The sequence below is a fragment of the Vibrio kagoshimensis genome, from assembly GCF_050337535.1.
Lineage (GTDB): Bacteria > Pseudomonadota > Gammaproteobacteria > Enterobacterales > Vibrionaceae > Vibrio > Vibrio gallaecicus.
Genome location: NZ_JAKJSZ010000005.1, coordinates 218,899 through 239,406, shown reverse-complemented (window position 1 = coordinate 239,406; position 20,508 = coordinate 218,899). Strand labels below are relative to the sequence as shown.

Genomic DNA, 20,508 nt, shown 5'->3' with positions numbered 1-20,508 from the left:
TTTCGGTTTATTTGATAATCAAGGGCAATATAAACTATTCGAGCGACACTTAAATGGATAAAAAAAGTAAAATTCCACCATTCGACTATTTGTCTGGTCCAGAGTTTACAGAAAACCTTAAACACCTAACTAGAAGTAAAACCATTCTAGAAATGGCGGATAGGTTTGATGTCAAAAAAACCACTTTCAGTACTTGGAATACGCATAACCGTACTTCGCACGAGTTAATTGTCCGCTTACATCTCGCTTTAGGTATTCCTGTAGAAGAGCTTGCGCTATCCGATGAAGAACGCACCAAGCTACCAAATCGACCGCACAAATTTATCTCGCATTCAGAAAAAGACACTCCAATGGTTGAAGCTGCAGTGTCACAGCACAGCACCGTTATTCTGAAGAGCTATTGCCTATCAAATGGCAAGCTGCTTCCTACAGGTGATATGCCTTACGCAAAGCGCATTTTTAATGGGTGGGATTTAAACGAGCTGGCAACGATTGAAGTTGAAACTAATCAAGCGCGTTACTTGGTGGATCAGTCTCAGAACGATGCTGTGAGTGGTGAATACTTAATAGATATGAACGGCAGAATGTCGATAAATCACATTCAACGTTTACCAAACAAACTTGCGGTTGTCTTTGGCACTTCAACGGTAGAAGTTGCAGACGAAGACATCAAAGTATTAGGTCGTGTGGCTGTTGTGTTGGAGAAGGTGTGATGGGCGAGAACAAAAAACGCTCGGTTTCCAAGTTAACCAAGTGGCTTTGTTACACCGTGATCATAGGGTTAATCCCAATTGGGCTTCGATTCGCTTTCAGTATCTTAATAGACGGTTTTGCGCCAATTTCAGCTAGTGAATACATAGCGCTTGGTTTTGTTTTACATATCTCCATATTGAATGAATTGGAGCACATGACTGGTGATGAAACGTGGAAGTCCGTTAGCAACGTTTTTTCAATATGCGCCATTGTGATGTACACAAGCTTAATGGCAATTCTTCTGGCAGTTGAAGCAGGATTTGATAAGATAAAATTTGAACAGTTAATCCAATTATCTACAACCTTAGCTGGTTGTTCGTTCTTTTTTTGTTTCGTCATATTTTGGAGGCTGACAACCAAAGCCAAAATTGAAGCGCCAGCACTCAATGGAGAAGTCCCATGTTAGCAGACATTTTGATCAGCAGTATTACGTTCATAGTAGTAGTTGCGACTCTAATTTTTGCAGCTTGGACTTACATCGATACTAAGCGCAAGTATTCTCACCAAGAGTTTATAACTGATACAAAACAAAAAAAGCAAGAAGCTCACAAACGCTTCAAAGAACGAACAAGGCTAGGAAAACGTGATTAAGAACTTCATTTATTTAGACGAACAAAAACTCTATTCATTCTCATCTCAACTTTTCGAAGGCGTAACAGAGTATTACTTAGATCAACAGGTTGTAGAAGAGAGTGAAGAAGACACCCAAAAAGGAAAACTTACTTCTGGTCGCGCAATCGCCAACGCTATAAAAGAAGCCTCTAGCTCCACATCAAAAAAGTTCCTACATGATTATGCTTTTAACCTACTAGAAGCTGAATTAATTAATAGTGAACTCCTTATTGATGTAGATTCAAACACTTATACACACTCAGATATATGTAACTCCAATAAGTCTTTCATCCGTATACGCGCGAAAGGGAAATTTGTTGACCTAAAAGAAATCCAAGAGCTATTCAAGAAATTCAATGAAATCGGCGACGCTATCGCCAAAGGTCAGTTAACTAAAGATTATCAAAACTTAGAAATACTGAAGGCTGAAAACAAAAATAGCCCTAGCGCTAAAAAGCTCCAGTCTGAGATAGATAAAGAAATTAGGCAAATGAAAGTCAACTCGGAACTGATTTTACCAACTCCCGTACTAAACAGTATAGATACCATGCTTGACCAATTTGGTGATGATATTGTTCGATTCAAACAATTTGTTGGTGAAGTCGAGTATTCAACATGCTTGTCTCCTGATTACTTTAGAGACTCTATTAAAGCCATCTGTCGAAAATACTCTAGGAAAACCGCTAAAGAGTTTGTTGTTTTAGGCACTATTAGTCATTCTCATGACACTCAAGATGTTGAAATAAAAGAACTCCCAGACGGTGCTACAATGCTGTCTCACATGGTTGGTCTTGCGGAAAACATGTACGACTTGGAACAAATGTTTGGTTCAAAGGGGGAAAATGAAATCATCATTGAACCCATAGCTGTATATACCGAACTGTAGTTTCTGCTAGCTCTGAAGACAATGGCACACTAGGTAACATGTGTTATCTAGTGTGTGTAAACGTACCTAATTCACCCAAGATATGAAAGAAGCAGTAGGCATAGCCAAGTCACTCAACGGGCGTTTCACAACGTTTTGGGCGAAAGCCTAAGCAATAAAAACCAACAGTGAAACAACTCAACTCAGCTAGGTAAACGTAATGGATAAAAATGCATTAGTAGCTCTCGCTATACTTTTTCTACCTCTAATTTTGCTTATTATTTCTCGTTCAAAAAGCAAAAAAACGCAACAGGAACTTAACTCAAAGTTAGAGTTAACTGAAGAAGCCCTAAAAAGAGCAGAGGCAGATGTAAAAAGGCAAGCTTTTGAAAATGAAGATCTAAAAGCACAGTACTCTCCAATCATAGATATGGAAGCACACACAAAAGAACTGTTAAGTAATGCCGAAGAAAAAATCACACGCTCTAAAGCTGAAGTAGAAAAAACCATCGAAAAAGCCGAAAAGCTTGAAGAGTCAGCGATTCTAAAAGTGTCGGAAGCTAAGCGTGAAGCTCAAAAAATTGAAATGACAGCTAATGATGAACGAATCAAAATTTTAGATGAAGCTAAGGTTGAGTCAAAAAGCATTACTGCTGAAGCCCGTGTAAAGCTAGCCAATTCAAAAGAGAAAGCTGAAGAGATCAAGTTAGAAGCTCGTGAAGAGGCAAGCAAAGTCATTAGTTATGCAGAAGCCCAAGCAAAAGAAATTGCTGGTGATGCGTACGAGGCAAAAGCAAAAGCTGACTCTTATGAAACAGCGATTAAGGCAATGAAAAACACCATCGAAGGTTACAAAGACGATTACATTGTCCCTAACCAATCCGTTCTCGATGACCTTGCTGAAGAGTTCAGCTTCAAAGAAGCAGGCGAAGAGCTAAAAGCTGCACGTAAACGTGTAAAAGACATGGTCAAAGATAACTATGCCGGTGCATGTGATTACGTTGAAGCTCACCGTAAGACTTATGCTATTCACTTTGCTGTTGATGCTTTTAACGGAAAAGTTGATAGTGCCCTTTCTAAAACAAAGCACGACAACTTTGGGAAAATCCAGCAAGAAATTATCGATGCTTTTGCTCTGGTAAACCACAATGGAGCGCCCTTCCGAAATGCTCGTATTAACCAAGAATTTTTAGATGCTCGCTTAACTGAATTGAAGTGGGCAGTAGCAGCGTTCGAGCTGAGAAAAATTGAAAAAGAAGAGCAAGCTGCAATTAAAGCTCAGATTAGAGAAGAAGAACGCGCTATCCGTGAAATGGAAAAAGCACGTAAAGAAGCAGAAAAAGAAGAAAAGATGCTGCAAAAAGCGCTAGATAAAGCACGAGCTGAATTAGGGCAAGCAAGCGAAGAACAGAAAGCTGAATTCGAAGCTCAGCTAGCGGAACTTGAAGGCAAACTACAAGAAGCAGAAGAAAGAGGCCAACGTGCCCTTTCAATGGCACAACAGACACGCCGTGGTCACGTTTACGTAATCAGTAACGTAGGTAGCTTCGGTGAAGAAGTATTTAAGATTGGTATGACCCGTCGTTTAGAGCCAATGGATCGAGTGAAAGAACTAGGTGATGCATCAGTTCCATTCTCATTTGATGTACACGCAATGATTTACAGCGATGACGCCCCAACTCTTGAGAAAGAGCTTCATAGACAATTCAACGAGCGTTCAGTTAACAAGATTAACCCACGTAAAGAGTTCTTCAGAACTACAGTAGCGGAAGTGAAGCAAGCCGTAGAGCAACAAGGTTTAAATGAAGTTCACTGGACCATGAAAGCTGAAGCAGCTGAATATCGTGAAAGTATTGCTATTGAGAAAGAGCAACAAGCTGAAGCAGTGGCTTAACACGCTTATCAATAAGTTAATCGCAAACATTGTGCAATAACTAACCGCACCCTTAAGGCTCTAACTCAGAGCCTTATTAATTTCTGACTAAAATAGTAATTGAATATGAAAAAACTTCTACGGACATTTTTCTCACTATCGATGATTTACTGCCTCTTGCTCCCCTTCACTGCAAGCACAAAAGAAACTGGCACATCGATGAAAACAACTGCCAATGCTACAGCTCATGAAATTGCAAAGATTGATGCAAAAGAACTGTTAGTACTTTTGCAGGCTAGCAACGAAGAAAAAGTGATTCTTAAAGCTGAAAACACCTCGCTACAGCAAAAAGTTCAAGATCTCACCAATACGAACTCAACATCTGATAAGCACCTCCAAGATTTAATCATTCAACTCAACAACAGAATTGACAGATTAGAGAGCCGTTCGAATAACTACAGCACATCAAAACAACTAGAAATTCTAACCACTTCGTTCTATGAACGTCTTCGCTCTACGGATGATAGTGTGGGCCAATGGGCTACCTCTGCGTCAATTTTAGGCGTCTTAATTACTGTAACCCTTGGTGCACTTGCGTTATTTCATGTAGGTCGAATTCGAGCGGCAGAAGGCACACTGAACGATAGATTGGAAGAAGCTAGAAGAGAAAATCGAATGGCGGTTAACGAAGCTATCCGAAATGCAAAAAAAGCTGCAACTGAAATTACCCACAAATGGGTTCAAGAAGAAGGTGCGAAAGAAATAAAGATTTTTGTGAAAAACTTACACCGAGAACTCGACTCTGTAAGTGAATCGATTGAGACCCTAAAGAACAATGAAAAAATAGCGATAGAGACCACAAGTAACATCCAGAAGAAAGAGAAAGATTTAGCACTTCAAGCACAAAAGACAACAATCAGCGAGAATAACAGCATTGCTAAGCACCTCGATATAGCCCCTAAAAACTTAAACAATGATTTCAACAAGCTATATACACTAGCTCAAGATACATTCTCTCAATGCTCGTCACTCGAAACTCTTCGAGCTATTAAAGAGATCCAAAATTTAAATCTTACAGATACAGAAAAAAAGCAAATATCAATATTTCAGCTTCTTGTCCATAGAAACAACAAAGAATACAAAAAGGTCATTTCATTCTACGACTCACACCAACACAGTTTTTTTGTAGATAAGCCTCTGACATATTTTAACAAGAGTGTGGCACTGCTAGTTATCGTGAAATCCTATTTTGATTTACAGCAATACAGCGCAGCATACCAAATTGCAGATCAAGCTTTAAAAAGTGTTACCGACTCAAAAGATTTGATTTTTAATGTCTATGAGCTCACTTTTTTTCACTTCGAATCCTCATTAATACTAGGAGCCAATTTAGAGAATAGTATTAGTTTTATTGACCAGCACCTTGAAATTGCATTAGCACAGACTGAAATCAGTGAAGCAACTGTTGAAAATTTCAATAACTTAAAGTTCAGAGCGAAAGGACACCATTTAGGTCTTGATAAAGTAGATATATTCGGTTTTATCAATGATAGTGATAAAACAATTAGTTACATAAACCGCGCAGCCAACGCTTCTCATATGCTTCTGACAATGAAGGAGTGGGACAAGTGTATCGAACTGTGTAGAGCTGTAAGCAAATCACTTCTATACAAACAAAAAAGGCACGCTTTCAATCATTATTGTCATATTTTTTCAAACCATGCTTACGCCCTATATAACTCAGGACAAACAACTACAGCATACAGAATGGCCAAATTCATAGATAAAAAGATAAACGATGGCAAAATAACAAGTATCATGCAATCTGGTATCATCGAGTTAGAAGAAATGCTAGCTCACAATATCGATAGTTAATATTGTGTCCATTCGTAATCTTAAAGATAGCAGCAAGAAACCATGGCTTTGCGAGTGTTACCCGCAAGGTCGTGATGGTAAGCGCGTTCGTAAACGCTTCGCCACCAAAGGCGAGGCGAACAGCTATGAATTTTACTTAATGAAAGAAGTGGATGACAAACCATGGCTAGGTGACAAAGCTGATCACCGTCGCCTTTCTGACCTTATTGAATTATGGTTTAATCTTCACGGTCAAAACCTGAAGTCTGGCGAACACGCCAAAAACCGCATGCTGCACATTAGCAACGCACTGAACAACCCTATTGCCTCTCATCTTACATCCAGCGATTTAGCGCACTATAGAGCAAGCCGAACCAATCAAGGGCAAGGGCGAGAAGGTCAGCTTGCTGTTAGCTCAAACAATGGCGATATTGCGTGGTTAAAATCGATTTTCAATAAGTTGATAAAGCTAAAAGAATGGAGTTTGCCAAACCCTGTTAATGGTGTGGAATCGATAAAACAATCCGAGCCTGAACTTACTTTTTTAAATGAAATACAAATCAGGCACTTATTTAAAGAGATTACTCGCAGCCAAGTATGCAAAGAGCTAACTACCATTTTCAAAACCTGCCTAGCTACTGGGGCTCGTATTAATGAAGTTGTAGAGCTAAAAGGTAGCCAACTCTTTCAGCACAAAATCACCTTTACAAACACTAAAGGTAAGCGAAACCGCACCGTTCCAATATCAAAAGAGCTTTACGCGGAACTCTATAAGCCAACCAATGATAAATTGTTTAGCTGCGGTTATGGCGTTGCACATAAGTGGCTAACTAAAGCCCTACCCGACTTACCGAAAGGTCAAGCAACCCACGTACTACGCCACACGTTCGCTTCGCATTTTATGATGAATGGTGGCAATATCTTGGTACTTCAACATATTCTAGGTCACCAGAAGATTGAACAAACTATGGTTTATTCTCACTTTTCGCCGAACCATTTAAGTGATGCGATTGCCTTTAATCCTATCACTCAATACAACATTTAACATGGCGGCAAAATGGCGACAAAGCTTATTAAGCATGGTTAAATACGATTAACTATGACATTCACCAAATCTACAAACCCTTTATAAACAAGCAATAGCAAGGGTTTACAAGAGGTATAAAAACAAATGAAAGTTATCAGCTTTAATATCAACGGTCTACGAGCTCGCCTTCATCAACTTCAAGCAGTCATCGACAAACATCAGCCCGACGTAATTGGCCTTCAAGAAATCAAAGTTCATGACGAAGCTTTTCCTATCGAAGACGTAGAAGCAATGGGCTACAAAGTTTACTTTCATGGTCAAAAGGCGCATTACGGCGTAGCCATGCTATGTAAGCAAGAACCTATTTCCGTTCAAAAGGGCTTTCCAACAGATAATGATGAACACCAAAAGCGCATGATAATGGCGACATTTGAAGACGAAAATGGTGAGAAAGTAACGGTATTAAATGGGTACTTCCCGCAAGGGGACAATGTTAAACACGAAACCAAGTACCCGTATAAACGCCAGTTCTACACCGACTTAATGACCTATCTAACAGAGCATCACACTAAGGAAGAACAAGTCATCGTAATGGGCGATATCAACATTAGTCCTATAGATGCGGATATTGGTATTGGTGAACCAAACGCGAAACGTTGGCTAAAAACAGGGAAATGTTCATTCCAGCCAGAAGAACGTGAATGGTTGAAAACGCTCATGGATTGGGGATTTGAAGACACTTTCAGAAAATTGTACCCAAGCGTAAACGACCAATACTCTTGGTTTGATTACCGCTCTAAAGGCTTCCCTGATAACCGCGGTTTACGAATTGATGTGGTTCTTGCGACTCCAAAGCTCGCAGCTAAATGTATTGAAGCAGGCATTGATTATGAATTAAGAGGAATTGAAAAACCTTCTGACCACGCTCCAATTTGGTCCACATTCAAATAATAAAGCCTCTATAGATACCAGAAAGTAAAATCCGGCATATAATCAAAAAAGGGAAGCACATCTGCTTCCCTTTTTATTTCGTTTTTTAAAACTCAGTTTAATGGCCAGCTATTCGTACCATTTATACTGACAGGTTTTACCGCAAACTCATCAAGGCAATAACCTTGGTTAGAAGATGCGAAGTAGTTAAGCGGCATTTCATTCAAATTTAAACCCGCCACTTGCTCTTTTGCCTTATCACTAAAGCTAAAACCCCACATATCCAAATAATTACGCATATCATGCTCAGAAACATAACTTAATGCGACAAGTTGCCAATCGTCATTATTCAAGTCATTCGCCTCTTCACGGGTGTAGCTCGCGAAACCTATTGTTCCTTTGCGAGTATTCCAAAGCTCATCACTCGATTTCAATCGATTGAACTCACGCTCGATTAAATGTAAACGACCCAGTAAGTGCCAACCATTGTTTAATACATTTTGATTCTGAGTAGACATCATCATTTGAATATAAACTCTGGCTCCCCAACTCCAACTTGTTTGGTTTTGAGCTGCCATGAAAGCATTAGGATCAGCTTCTAGGCGGCTTTGTTGTAATAACTCAAATTGTCCTTTGAAATCTAAACCCTGACATGCTGATACCGCACCTTCATCCGCATAGTATCGAGACTTACTGTAGTAGGAATAGTAGTTAGTCGTTGAATGACCGTCCCACCCAGAAAATCTAAATCTGCTTTTTTCTAGACCATGCCCTAACTCATGCAAGTCACCATGACCTAAAGGATTGAAATTCCAATAAGCATCGTATGGGTTTCCTGAACAACCATAGCCGCAGGTCGCTTGATCGGCATTCATATGTTTTACGATATCAATTGTTTGAATTTCCCAGCCTTGATCTTTCCCGTACTGATGGATTTCTTGGATATTTGTAATTCCGGGTCCTTCAAAACCAGCTAAAGCATGCGGTAAGTCATGAACATACTTTTCCGTTGCGGCTGCCATATCTTCAGGTTTAGCCCAATTAGCTGGGCTCACAGATTCTTGCATTTTTTCTAACTTAGAGTGAACTTCAAAGCCAGGAGTGATCAGTTCAGCCCAATCAAATTTAGCTTCAGCAAGTTGAGCAACAAAACTTTCATTGTCGTTATCACTGCGCCAAATTGGATGCTGAGCGATATTTTCAAACCTTAATTCAACATCAATGTCATTCGTATCAAAGTGAACTTGCACCGTCCCGCCATACGCAGATGTTAGTGAAATCGTTTCTCCAGGTTCTACTCGATAGCTTGTTGAAGTCAAAAATTTAGGTCTGGCATAACCATCTGTAGAAAACTCATGTGTCGCACCACTTCGCAAGCTATTAATAACAATAGAAGTCGCTACTGTGTTTTGATCAACCCTAGTCACTTTAAAAGTTTGCCCTGGGATAACGTACACACCGGCAGAACGGAAATTACGTTTAGATTCCATTTGTACCGTTTTATTTAACCTTTCGATATCCTTGAACGACTTCGTGCTGAAGTTACCTAAATCAGGCTGGGCAGCATTTAACTCTCGGCTATGGTACAGAGTGTAATCTGAATAATAAGACTTCAGAAAATCAATAGTACGAGTTGATTCTTTATCCATTGGGAAAGAAACATCTTGGCGGTATTTGTCAGCCAATAAGATTAAAAGTTTTTCATATTGGTAATCACTCGTTGCAAACAGATCAACCTTATTTTTATCTAACGCTGTTAAATGCTGCTGTATGCTTTGTGCCGCTGGATAAAACTGATCAGCCATCAATGATGCATCAGAACATGATTTGTCATCACACTCTTGAAGATTAACTGTGAAGCTTTCATCATGAAACTTCTTCAACAATTCCTGCTGCAATGCTATCGACTCAGGAACCTGATCGATTAATTGAGTCGAATCCCAGTTAGTTAAGCCCAGCTTCCTCCAGTAATTATCACCCACATAGGTAATATTCATCAGTGAAAATAGTTCATTACCTAACTCCGTCATTCCACCATCTAAGTGAAGATATAAAACAGGAATTTTTTGTTCAAAAGCTAAACGCACACCATCAAGCACACTATCAATATCATCTCCTGAATTTAGTTTTTGAGAGATAATCAATAAATCAGGTTTATCCGCAATACACTGAGATAGTTTTCGCCCGTCACATTGATCATCAGCATTAATAGAAGTCAGCCCAAGGTTGTTTTCAGTTAACCATTTGCGGGTTGCTCCATCATCAGGAAAGTAATGAGATTGATCCATCTGAGCAAGCACAATATTCTGTGGCTTATCATTCGAGCCGGAAACCCAAGAAACTAAGTTGAGAAGCCAAGTTTCCATTTCAGAGTTAACGGATTCAGGAAAACGCTGCTGGGTACGAAAAGGATTGCTCGCCAGAGCTGCGTAACGGGAGCCATTACTTTGAAAACCTGCAACACCGATCACTAGCTCTTGATCTTCGTAACCACTAATCATTGCTTTGTTCGTTTTCAGTATTGCGTCATTGAAACCATATGTTGGAGTGATGATTGCAGTATCGTGGGTGGGATCCCAATGCAAATTTGATAGAACAGTACCATCGCTAGCTACTGATAGCTGACGCTTGATTTCAGTGTAGTCCGATTTATATTCTTCTACTAAACTCACACTCGCTTCAATTATCTCATTTGGTTCCTCAACGAGCGACGCATCACCTGTATCAAGAGCTTGTTCCACTGGAGTCTTCGAAACCGAACTCCCGCCCCCGTCACTTCCGCCACAACCAGAAATTACCAATGCTAAAATGCAAATCAGACCGTATTTATTCATTACTTTTTCACACATTAAAAAATTACGCCGAGTGTAGCCACAGTTTCAATTTGGTCAATCTATATAGTGCACCGAATTTATATTTCTGAATTAAATTAACAATTTCAAATGTGGCTCTTAAAAAAAGAAGTTTATAAAACCAAAAACAGCGCCCAGAGGCGCTGTTTTTTATTAACTAAGAGGTCTTAAATAAGCAAGGAAACGTTTCTCTGCATATTTAAAAATCGCAATGATGATAAACGTCAGCCCCATGTAGAACAAACCAGCCGTCAAAAACGATTCAAAAGGCGCATAGTACCGTGAGTTAACCAGTCTTGCTGCACCGGTTAAGTCCATAATTGTTACAATGCCTGCAACAGCGGAACCATGCAGCATGAAAATAACTTCGTTACTGTAAGCTGGTAAAGCTCTGCGTAATGCACTTGGCAAAATAATTCGTCGGTAAGTTTTTGCTGTGCTCATTCCATACGCTTTTGCTGCTTCTACTTCACCTTTAGGTAAGCCATTAATAGCACCGCGTATTATCTCGGCTGTATAAGCAGAGGTATTTAAAACAAACGCGACAAGTGCGCAAAACCAAGCATGCTCCCAAAGCGTATCTTTTACTGGGAAAAACTGATCCATACCATAATAAATTAGGTAGAGCTGCACGAGTAATGGCGTACCACGAAAAAAGTAGATAAATGACCATGACGGTGCATTAATCAGCATGTTAGGGCTATTACGTGCGATAGCTAATGGAATTGCAATCGCTAAACCAAGAACCAAAGCTAAGCATACAAGCCAAGTTGTCGTCCACAAACCGTCAAGGTAAATAGGTAGGCTTTCAACTATCAATGAGAAATCCATAGTTACCTCGCGTGGATACTAAATTTGCGTTCAACAAGCTTTAATGCGCCTGTCGATACACTAGTAAAGAATAAGAAGATCAAAGCAACGGTCATATAAAAAGTAAATGGCATTTTCGTTGAACCCGCAGCTAACGCACTGACTCGGACCATATCTTCTAACCCGATGATAGACACTAACGCTGTTGTTTTTAGCAATACCAACCAATTGTTACCAAAACCAGGTAATGCATGTCGTATCATTTGTGGTAGTAAGATTCGGCGAAATGCCAATACAGGGCTCATACCGTAAGCTTTTGCAGCTTCCATTTCTCCATGATCAACCGCCATGATTGCACCACGGAAGGTTTCAGCCATATAAGCGCCAAAAATAAAACCAATGGTTAATACGCCAGCAACAAATGGACTTACATCAATATAATCTGGGAGATAAGACGTCCACTCATGGTTTGGATCACTCGAAGTAAACCATTCATTTAACCACTCATTGATGGAGTACAAACTGTTATTTAAAAGGATTTGTCCACCAAAGAAGATCAGCATCATCAACACTAGGTCAGGAATACCGCGAATAACAGTTGTGTAGAGTGTTGCGATTGCTCGAGCCCAGCGGTAAGGCGCTAGCTTTGCTAATGCTCCTAGCATCCCAAGAACCATGGCTAAGATCAGCGAAAGAAGGGCAACTTCAATGGTAAGCAGAGCCCCACTTAAAATAGAGGCTTCGTAACCTTGTAAATCAAACATAATAAATTCCAACAAACAGCGAAAAAGTTGGTAGAGATATAAATAGGGAGAGGCTTACCCTCTCCCTACATACTTAACACTCTATGTATTATTGACCGTATACATCGTAGTTGAAGTATTTAGCCGCGATGTCTTGGTAAACACCTTTTTCACGTAATGAAAGGATTGCTGCATCAAGTTTTTTAGTTAGATCTTTATCTTGTTTACGCAGTGCAATACCAAAGCCATCACCGAACCATTTAGGATCAGTAAGTGATGGACCTACGAATTCGTATGCTTCACCACCAGCTTTATTCAGAACACCTTCTTCAAGTGCAGAGGCATCACCTAAAACGGCAACTACACGACCATTAGCAAGGTCTAAATATGCTTCATCAAAAGAACCGTAACGAACAATGCTTACTTTGTCGCCGTAGTTATCTGTTAGATACTTATCGTGAGTTGTTGCACGCTGAACCGCAATTTTTTGACCACTTAGATCATCAAAATTAATGCCTGCGCCTTTTTTAGCGATAAATTTGTTTGGGATAAGAGCGTACTTACCTGTGAAGTCGATTTTCTTTTTACGTTCTTCAGTAATAGACATTGCTGCGATAATTGCATCGTATTTACGAGCAAGCAGTGATGGAATAATACCATCCCAATCTTGAGCAACGATCTTACACTTCACTTGCATTTCAGTACAAAGTGCGTTTGCCATATCGACATCAAAACCCTTTAGAGAGCCATCGGCTTCTGTCCAGCTAAATGGAGGGTAAGCACCTTCAATACCAAAACGAACTGTTTTCCATTCCTTAGCTTGCGCTACGCCCGTTGCAGCTGTTGCAGCAAGTGCTGCTACTAATAACCACTTTTTCATATCCCTATACTCCTGTGATTGAGATTGTATTTCTTATGTTGTGTTTTATTGTTAGCACAATACTTAATCATTTAAGTATTGCTGTTTTAATTTGATGTCGATTTACAGAGGAGAACGAATCCTTAGTAAATAGATGATATAAATTGTTGTAAGCGTTCAGACTCAGGCTGCGTAAATAGTTTAGCTGGATCACCCTGTTCTTCCACTAATCCTTGGTGTAAAAACATCACGTGGTTAGATACGTCACGGGCAAAAGCCATTTCGTGTGTCACAACTAACATAGTTCTGCCTTCTTCAGCCAAGTCTCGCATTACGCCAAGAACTTCACCGACTAATTCGGGATCAAGTGCAGACGTAGGTTCATCAAATAGCATAACTTCAGGATCTACAGCGAGTGCTCGTGCAATTGCTGCACGTTGCTGTTGCCCGCCAGACAAGTGACCTGGGTAATAATCTTTACGTTCGTACAAGCCGACTTTTTTTAGTAACAACTCTGCATTTTCAATTGCTTGAGCTTTAGGTACACCAAGTACATGAACAGGCGCTTCAATGACATTTTCAAGCACCGTTAAGTGAGACCATAGGTTAAAACCTTGGAATACCATGGCAAGACGAGAGCGGATACGCTGAACTTGTTTTTCATTGGAAGGAACAGAAACCCCTTGGCGATTGTTTTTCATTTGAATTAATTCACCATTAACCCAAATTTCGCCTGCAGTTGGAGTTTCTAAAAGGTTGATACATCTTAGGAAGGTACTTTTGCCTGAACCGGAAGAACCGATGATAGATACCACGTCTCCTTTATGCGCAGAAAGTGAAATCCCTTTTAACACTTCATTTTGACCAAACGTCTTATGCAGATCTTTTATATCCAGCGCTGGTACATCTTTCATGCGCTTTTTCTCCCAAGTTCTATGATAACTGCAAGGTACTCCGACCTTTTCATGCGATACAAACTAGCACCACGCGAAACAACATGCAACAAATTATTAACCTTGAGAATTAAGAATAAATAGCAATTCACTCTGATTGATTATGCAATAGATAGCGTTTTCTTCTCATTTTGGTGAATATTATTTATAAAAAAGCCCCAATCAAGGGGCTTTAATTAGTTTCAAAAATGTTACATCAACACACGTTAATTGACGCTATTTTCCAAGGCAACAACTGATTCATCTAACATTGCTATATTTCGATTTTTTACAGGAGTCGGCAAAGAGATTGAACCATTAACATCCGTATAATTAGCTAAATCGATATCAACGATGCTTTGCAGGTTCATGTTCTTTTCCATGAACCAAGCTACTGAATTTGCGTTTTCTAAATCCAATTTAGCGACACCAATTTCAATTCGATCCGTTGGAACTTGTTGGAATGTCACCACCGAACTTTCCATCAGACCTTGGCTAGTATTTGCAGAAGCAAAGATCGTTTGGTAGAAATCATAATTTAGACTAGTTACACCTCTTACGTGAGTTCTTTGTAAATCAAAGTCATTCGGAGTAAAGCCTGCTGAAGTTACACAAAAGTTAGCATTACAACTGCTATCTACCGCAGTAGAAGTAAAGTCCCCGACAGATGGGATTGATAAATTCAGGTCGACTCCAGAGAATGGGTTCAACGTATTAACATCCCACATCCCGTTTGTTGATGTACCATTAGCTTTCACTCCCCAGCTATTAGCCGATAAGTTACTACTTGTGTACGACAAAGTCGTCGTACTATCGTACACAGGTTGCCATTGATACACTTCATTCTCATAAGCTAATTCAACATTACTCGTATTATTAATAGAGAAACCATTTGGAATAATATTCAAACCATCTACGTCTACCATCTCCATAGATACAGATGGCAGGCTTGATGGTGGATTGCTTGAGTCATAAATAGAGTTTGCAGGAACGAAAGTAAAATGCTTTAACTCTTTATATTCTTGAGGGTTACTTGCCAATGCATCAAATGCAGTGACCAAAACGCTTTTAGTACCCACTAATGGTGCTTTTACAGGGATATTTGCCGAAATTTCATGACCATTCACTCGAGAATCAATATAGCTCGATTGGTAATAACTAGTATCAACACTGCTTTGTGCCACTGCAACTACTGCATTATCATTCAACGTTAAATTAAATTGCTCGCCCTGATAACAATTATTTGAACGATTCGCTTGCTGCCTAACGTTTAGAACTAAATCAGTCATTAGGTCCTTTTGAACCGTAAACATATATACATCATTTCGATTGCCAAGCCCGCCAACGACTTCTTCAAGAGAGACATACCCACCATCTGGAATTAAGCCACTATCAACTACCACTTTGCCGTTTGCAGGAATATCTGTAATTGTTTCAGCTGTAATAACAGAACCATCTGCATTGTGATATAAGATATTGAAGCCTTCATCAGCAATTTTTGCGGCGATAACATTCCCATCAATAGATTGGTCATCAGAAAATATGCTACAACTCGCTCCAACAGAAGTTTTTACATCACTATATAAATGAATGAATTGCCAAGTGTAAGTTGGTGCTGCTGGCGCACCGCCCCCGCCTCCGCTGCTGCTCCCGCCACAACCTGCCAATAGCCCTGTCATTACTGCCACAAGCGGCAACATTTTTGTTGTATTCATTTTTATATCCCTGTCGGTGGCAACAGCTCGCCAAAATTTAATCACTATCAATAAGTAAGCAAATAATACGCCAATAATTAGTTATTTATTGTCTTATACGTTTAAAACTTAGTCTTTCGAGTATAAACGTCAAGTTATGAAAACAAATTACACTTTTATTCAACGCACATATAACTAATTGAGCATTTATGTAGCTTTCTTTCACATACACTCATAAAGTGATCAAGATCAATCACCCTAAAGGGTAAGCTTGTTAGACTCCAACGCAAAGTTAAGGTACTAAAAAGTACCAAACATTTCTTTCAACTTAGCTATATTAAGCACATGCATGACGTGCAACAGCTATTTGGCGGTTGAGTCATAAAGGAAATACCGCAGGATGCGGGTTTATAGAATTCAATTTTAGAATTACTAACAATTAAAATATGAGGAATCTATGTCAGACGTTGTCAACAATAAGAACTCTGAAGTAGAAGAGAAAAGCTATCAAGAGCTTCACCGACCTGCATCTGAGTTTGAAAACCGCTCAGATTACCTAGACCACGAACTGCAAATCATGAAGCCACGCCGCTTCGGGTTGAACTTGCCAGGTCGTGATTTCCGTTTTGAACTTGAAGATTTGGTTCCTGCACTTGCTGGTACTATCGGCATTATCGCGATGTACTCAGCAGTAATGATGTCTTGGGCTGATGGCCTGACTCAAGCTTGGGATCACGTGAACCTTGGTAAAGAGTTTGCAATTGAAGTAGCTCGTGTAGAAATGCTTATCCCTGCACTACTTTTCTGTATTCTTGCCTCTGGTTTCTTCAACCCTAAAGCAAACCTTGCCGGTAACCACGGCCCAATGATCCCTCTTATCGGTACCATCGCTTTAGCTGGTGCTCACCCTCTTGCATTGGCAATCCTTATCGGTGTCTTCGGTTTAATCCTAAGTTTCCTAAAAGGCGGCTCTAAACTTGTAAACCTCACTTCCGAGGGCACAGCAGGTGGCTTGCTCATTTTCTTAGGTCTCACCGGTACCATGAGCCAAATTAACTCAATTCAAGCTTGGGCGGTTGGTCTTCAATCTTCTACGGTTGAAGCTGGCAGCATGGGTTACGTGGGTTTAATTGTTCTAGCGATCACTATTGCTATCTACGCTTTCTTAGCAAAAGTAAACAAGCGTTGGTTAGCTATCCCAGTTTGTGCGTTCACAGGCCTTGCTATTGCACTTGTACTAGGTGCTGGTTTCGATATCGTGTTCGAAACTGAAATGGGTATTCCTAACCTAAACCCAGTTTACTGGTGGGGTTCTACTTCTGAAGGTTGGATGCTTGGTCTACCAAACGTAGAGCACTTCATTGCTTCTCTACCGTTTGCAATTCTTGCTGTTGCTATGTGGTCACCTGACTTCCTAGGCCACCGTATCTTCCAAGAGCTGAATTACCCGAAAAGATCTGAAAAAGTACTGATGGACGTAGATGACACAATGACTATGTGTTCTGTTCGCCAAATGGTTGGTACAGCAGTCGGTGGCGGTAACATCACTTCTTCTTGGGGTACTTACATGATCCCAGCGGCAATCGCGAAACGTCCAATCCCTGGTGGCGCAATCTTACTTGGTTCTCTATGTATCATTGTTGCGATTCTTGGCTTCCCTATGGATGTTGCAGTATGGCCACCAGTGATGCGTGTTGCGCTACTTGTTGGTGTATCACTACCTCTTCTTGAAGCTGGTATGCAAATGGTTAAAGACTCGAAAGACTCTCAAGCTGCTGGTATCTGTATCTTCGGTTCTGCAGTTGTTAACCCAGTATTAGCATGGGCACTGACGATGCTTCTTGATAACAACGGTCTAATTGGTGATAAAGAGCGTGCGAAGCGCCTATCATTTGTAGATAAGATTGTTATCCCAGTTGGTGTACTCGTTATCTGTTTAGTAGCTATGCTTGCAGTTGGTATGCTTGAAAGTCAATATGGTCTAAAGGCTTGGCTATAATTTGGTCTAAATGCATGGCGGATACGTAATATAAGCAATATTTGCTATGCAGATTAAAAAATAGTTTGGGTGGTATAGCCTACCACCCAACTTTTTTAGTTAATTTTCAACTTTTGTTAGCATTTATTGATTTAGTTTAAGTTTTGCAAAAAAATTTTAGCGTATTCTTGAATACATAGAAATGAGACACCATTTAAAGTAATAATGACAATATATATAATCATATGAAATAAATGTGATAATACATATTGTTATTAATAAGAGTGTACTACCCATACGGGGCACTGGCTCAACAGTGTTAAAGTACTTGTTTTTTCTACTAAAAAGGTAGGTATGTCATGGCAGAGCAATTTGCTAAAGCTTGGGAAGATTTTGCTGCAGGTGAGTGGCAAAGCGAAGTAAACGTTCGTGATTTCATTCAAAAGAACTACACGCCATATGAAGGCGACGAGTCTTTCCTAGTTTCTGAGGGTACTGAAGCGACTAATACGCTTTGGGCTTCGGTAATGGAAGGTATCAAACAGGAAAACGCAACTAAAGCACCTGTAGATTTCGATACATCTGTTATCTCTACCATCACTTCTCATGATGCAGGCTACATCCAAAAAGATCTTGAGACTATCGTTGGTCTACAAACTGAAAAACCACTAAAACGTGCAATCATCCCTAACGGTGGTGTGCGTATGGTTGAAGGTTCTTGTAAAGCATACGGTGAAACTCTTGACCCTATGGTTTCAAAAATCTACTCAGAATACCGCAAAACACACAATGCTGGTGTTTTCGATATCTACACACCTGACATCCTAAAATGTCGTAAATCTGGTGTTCTAACAGGTCTTCCTGATGCTTACGGACGTGGTCGTATCATTGGTGATTACCGTCGCGTAGCACTTTACGGTATTGATTTCCTAATGAAAGACAAGCAAGCACAGTTTGCTTCTCTTCAAGAGCGTTTCGAAAACGGTGAAGACCTTTCTGCAACTATGCAGCTTCGTGAAGAGATCTCTGAGCAACATCGTGCTCTAGGTCAAATCAAGCAAATGGCAGCAACTTACGGCTTCGACATTTCTGAGCCAGCTCAAAATGCTCAAGAAGCTATCCAGTGGACTTACTTCGGTTACCTAGCTGCTGTTAAGTCTCAAAACGGTGCTGCAATGTCTCTTGGTCGTACTTCGACTTTCCTAGATATCTACCTAGAGCGTGATATTGCTGCTGGCATCATCACTGAAGTTCAAGCACAAGAAATGATCGACCACTTCGTAATGAAGCTGCGTATGGTTCGTTTCCTACGTACTCCTGAATACGATGAGCTATTCTCTGGCGACCCAATCTGGGCAACAGAGTCTATGGGTGGTATGGGTATTGATGGTCGTACGCTAGTAACGCGTTCGAACTTCCGTTTCCTTAACTCTCTATACACTATGGGTCCTTCTCCAGAGCCGAACATCACTGTTCTTTGGTCTGAGCAATTACCTGACGGCTTCAAGCGTTTCTGTGCGAAGGTATCTATTGATACTTCTTCTATCCAGTACGAAAATGATGACCTAATGCGTCCTGACCTTGAGTCTGATGATTACGCTATCGCTTGTTGTGTATCGCCAATGATCGTTGGTAAGCAAATGCAGTTCTTCGGTGCTCGTGCTAACCTTGCGAAAACAATGCTTTACGCAATCAACGGCGGCGTTGATGAAAAACTGAAAATGCAAGTTGGTCCTAAGTCTGACGCAATTACAGATGAAGTGCTTAACTACGATGACGTAATGGGTCGCCTAGACACATTCATGGATTGGCTAGCTAAGCAGTACGTAACTGCGCTAAACAGCATCCACTTCATGCACGATAAGTACAGCTACGAAGCATCTCTAATGGCTCTTCATGACCGTGATGTTCGCCGCACTATGGCTTGTGGTATTGCAGGTCTGTCTGTTGCTGCTGATTCACTATCTGCAATCAAATACGCAACTGTTAAACCAGTTCGTGACGAAGATGGCATTGCAACTGACTTCGAAATCGAAGGCGATTACCCTAAATACGGTAACAATGACTCTCGTGTAGATGATATTGCTTGTGAACTTGTTTCTACGTTCATGAATAAGATCCGTAAGCTTAAGACTTACCGTAATTCTATTCCTACACAGTCAGTTCTTACTATTACATCTAACGTTGTATACGGTAAGAAAACGGGTAACACTCCAGACGGTCGTCGTGCTGGTGCTCCTTTCGCTCCTGGTGCTAACCCAATGCACGGTCGTGATGAGAAAGGTGCTGTAGCGTCACTAACGTCTGTTGGTAAACTACCGTTTGCTGATGCACAAGATGGTATCTCTTACACTTTCTCTATCGTGCCAAATGCACTAGGTAAAGAAGAAGATAGCCAACGTGCTAACCTTGCAGGTCTAATGGATGGTTACTTCCACCATGAAGCTGGCATTGAAGGTGGTCAACACCTTAACGTGAACGTTCTTAACCGCGGTACTCTAGAAGACGCAGTTAAGCACCCAGAGAAATATCCTCAGCTAACAATTCGTGTTTCTGGTTACGCTGTTCGCTTTAACTCTCTGACTACAGAGCAACAAGCTGACGTAATCGCACGTACATTTACTGAGTCTCTATAAGCTTTACGCTAATTAGACAGTAAAACTAATATTAGCCCTGCCAATGTGCGGGGCTTTTTTATGTTTGAAGAATATTAGTCTCTTTGTCTG

General features: G+C 40.4%; 16 protein-coding genes. 10 read left to right on the top strand and 6 right to left on the bottom strand.

Translation table 11 applies throughout. The features are described 5' to 3' along the window. Positions 1 to 53: 53 nt before the first annotated feature. The 8 genes from L4C37_RS05955 (at position 54) to xthA (ending at position 7,935) form a co-directional block, all read left to right on the top strand. On the top strand, positions 54 to 713 hold the full coding sequence (locus L4C37_RS05955; RefSeq protein ID WP_429768108.1) for a phage repressor protein CI: 660 nt from the start codon (positions 54 to 56) through the stop codon (positions 711 to 713). Beyond that, positions 713 to 1,159, top strand: coding sequence for a hypothetical protein (locus L4C37_RS05950; RefSeq protein WP_429768107.1), 447 nt, complete (start codon positions 713 to 715; stop codon positions 1,157 to 1,159). The genes L4C37_RS05955 and L4C37_RS05950 overlap by 1 nt, the downstream gene beginning before the upstream one ends. Beyond that, entirely contained in the window at positions 1,153 to 1,344 is a 192-nt protein-coding gene (locus L4C37_RS05945) for a hypothetical protein (protein ID WP_429768106.1), read from the top strand. Before L4C37_RS05950 ends, L4C37_RS05945 begins: the two co-directional genes overlap by 7 nt. After that, positions 1,337 to 2,251 carry a DUF6414 family protein gene (locus tag L4C37_RS05940; RefSeq protein ID WP_429768105.1) on the top strand — a complete coding sequence of 305 codons (915 nt, stop codon included), beginning with the start codon at positions 1,337 to 1,339 and terminating at the stop codon, positions 2,249 to 2,251. Before L4C37_RS05945 ends, L4C37_RS05940 begins: the two co-directional genes overlap by 8 nt. A 529-nt stretch (positions 2,252 to 2,780) precedes the next feature. Further along, positions 2,781 to 4,124, top strand: coding sequence for an SNIPE associated domain-containing protein (locus tag L4C37_RS05935; protein WP_429768148.1), 1,344 nt, complete (start codon positions 2,781 to 2,783; stop codon positions 4,122 to 4,124). A gap of 105 nt (positions 4,125 to 4,229) precedes the next feature. Beyond that, positions 4,230 to 5,978, top strand: a complete 1,749-nt coding sequence (locus L4C37_RS05930) for a hypothetical protein (RefSeq protein ID WP_429768104.1) — start codon at positions 4,230 to 4,232, stop codon at positions 5,976 to 5,978. A gap of 4 nt (positions 5,979 to 5,982) precedes the next feature. Continuing rightward, positions 5,983 to 7,002, top strand: coding sequence for a phage integrase (locus L4C37_RS05925; RefSeq protein ID WP_429768103.1), 1,020 nt, complete (start codon positions 5,983 to 5,985; stop codon positions 7,000 to 7,002). A gap of 126 nt (positions 7,003 to 7,128) precedes the next feature. Beyond that, a complete protein-coding gene (xthA, locus tag L4C37_RS05920; RefSeq protein WP_137372453.1) occupies positions 7,129 to 7,935 on the top strand; it encodes an exodeoxyribonuclease III in 807 nt (268 codons plus the stop codon). Positions 7,936 to 8,027: 92 nt separating this feature from the next. On the opposite strand, the gene L4C37_RS05915 is transcribed toward xthA, so the two are convergent. The 6 genes from L4C37_RS05915 to L4C37_RS05890 form a co-directional block, all read right to left on the bottom strand. Further along, positions 8,028 to 10,748 carry an ImpA family metalloprotease gene (locus L4C37_RS05915; protein ID WP_429768102.1) on the bottom strand — a complete coding sequence of 907 codons (2,721 nt, stop codon included), beginning with the start codon at positions 10,746 to 10,748 and terminating at the stop codon, positions 8,028 to 8,030. Between the two features lie 171 nt (positions 10,749 to 10,919). After that, the gene (locus tag L4C37_RS05910) at positions 10,920 to 11,597 is read right to left on the bottom strand and encodes an ABC transporter permease (RefSeq protein WP_137372451.1); all 678 of its coding nucleotides are present in this window, start codon (positions 11,595 to 11,597) and stop codon (positions 10,920 to 10,922) included. 2 nt (positions 11,598 to 11,599) lie between these two features. Continuing rightward, positions 11,600 to 12,340: an ABC transporter permease gene (locus L4C37_RS05905; protein WP_137372450.1), complete on the bottom strand. Its 741-nt coding sequence runs from the start codon at positions 12,338 to 12,340 to the stop codon at positions 11,600 to 11,602. An 88-nt stretch (positions 12,341 to 12,428) separates the two neighbouring features. Further along, on the bottom strand, positions 12,429 to 13,199 hold the full coding sequence (locus tag L4C37_RS05900) for an ABC transporter substrate-binding protein (RefSeq protein ID WP_137372449.1): 771 nt from the start codon (positions 13,197 to 13,199) through the stop codon (positions 12,429 to 12,431). Between the two features lie 122 nt (positions 13,200 to 13,321). Then, a complete protein-coding gene (locus tag L4C37_RS05895; protein WP_137372448.1) occupies positions 13,322 to 14,092 on the bottom strand; it encodes an ABC transporter ATP-binding protein in 771 nt (256 codons plus the stop codon). Positions 14,093 to 14,337: 245 nt separating this feature from the next. Further along, positions 14,338 to 15,825: a flagellar sheath protein A gene (locus L4C37_RS05890; RefSeq protein ID WP_429768101.1), complete on the bottom strand. Its 1,488-nt coding sequence runs from the start codon at positions 15,823 to 15,825 to the stop codon at positions 14,338 to 14,340. Positions 15,826 to 16,261: 436 nt separating this feature from the next. Between L4C37_RS05890 and L4C37_RS05885 the strand changes: the two genes are divergently transcribed. Together L4C37_RS05885 and pflB are read left to right on the top strand one after the other, a co-directional pair. Further along, positions 16,262 to 17,803, top strand: coding sequence for a DUF3360 family protein (locus tag L4C37_RS05885; protein ID WP_137372446.1), 1,542 nt, complete (start codon positions 16,262 to 16,264; stop codon positions 17,801 to 17,803). A gap of 338 nt (positions 17,804 to 18,141) precedes the next feature. Continuing rightward, entirely contained in the window at positions 18,142 to 20,418 is a 2,277-nt protein-coding gene (pflB, locus tag L4C37_RS05880; protein WP_137372445.1) for a formate C-acetyltransferase, read from the top strand. The last annotated feature ends 90 nt before the right edge of the window (positions 20,419 to 20,508 follow it).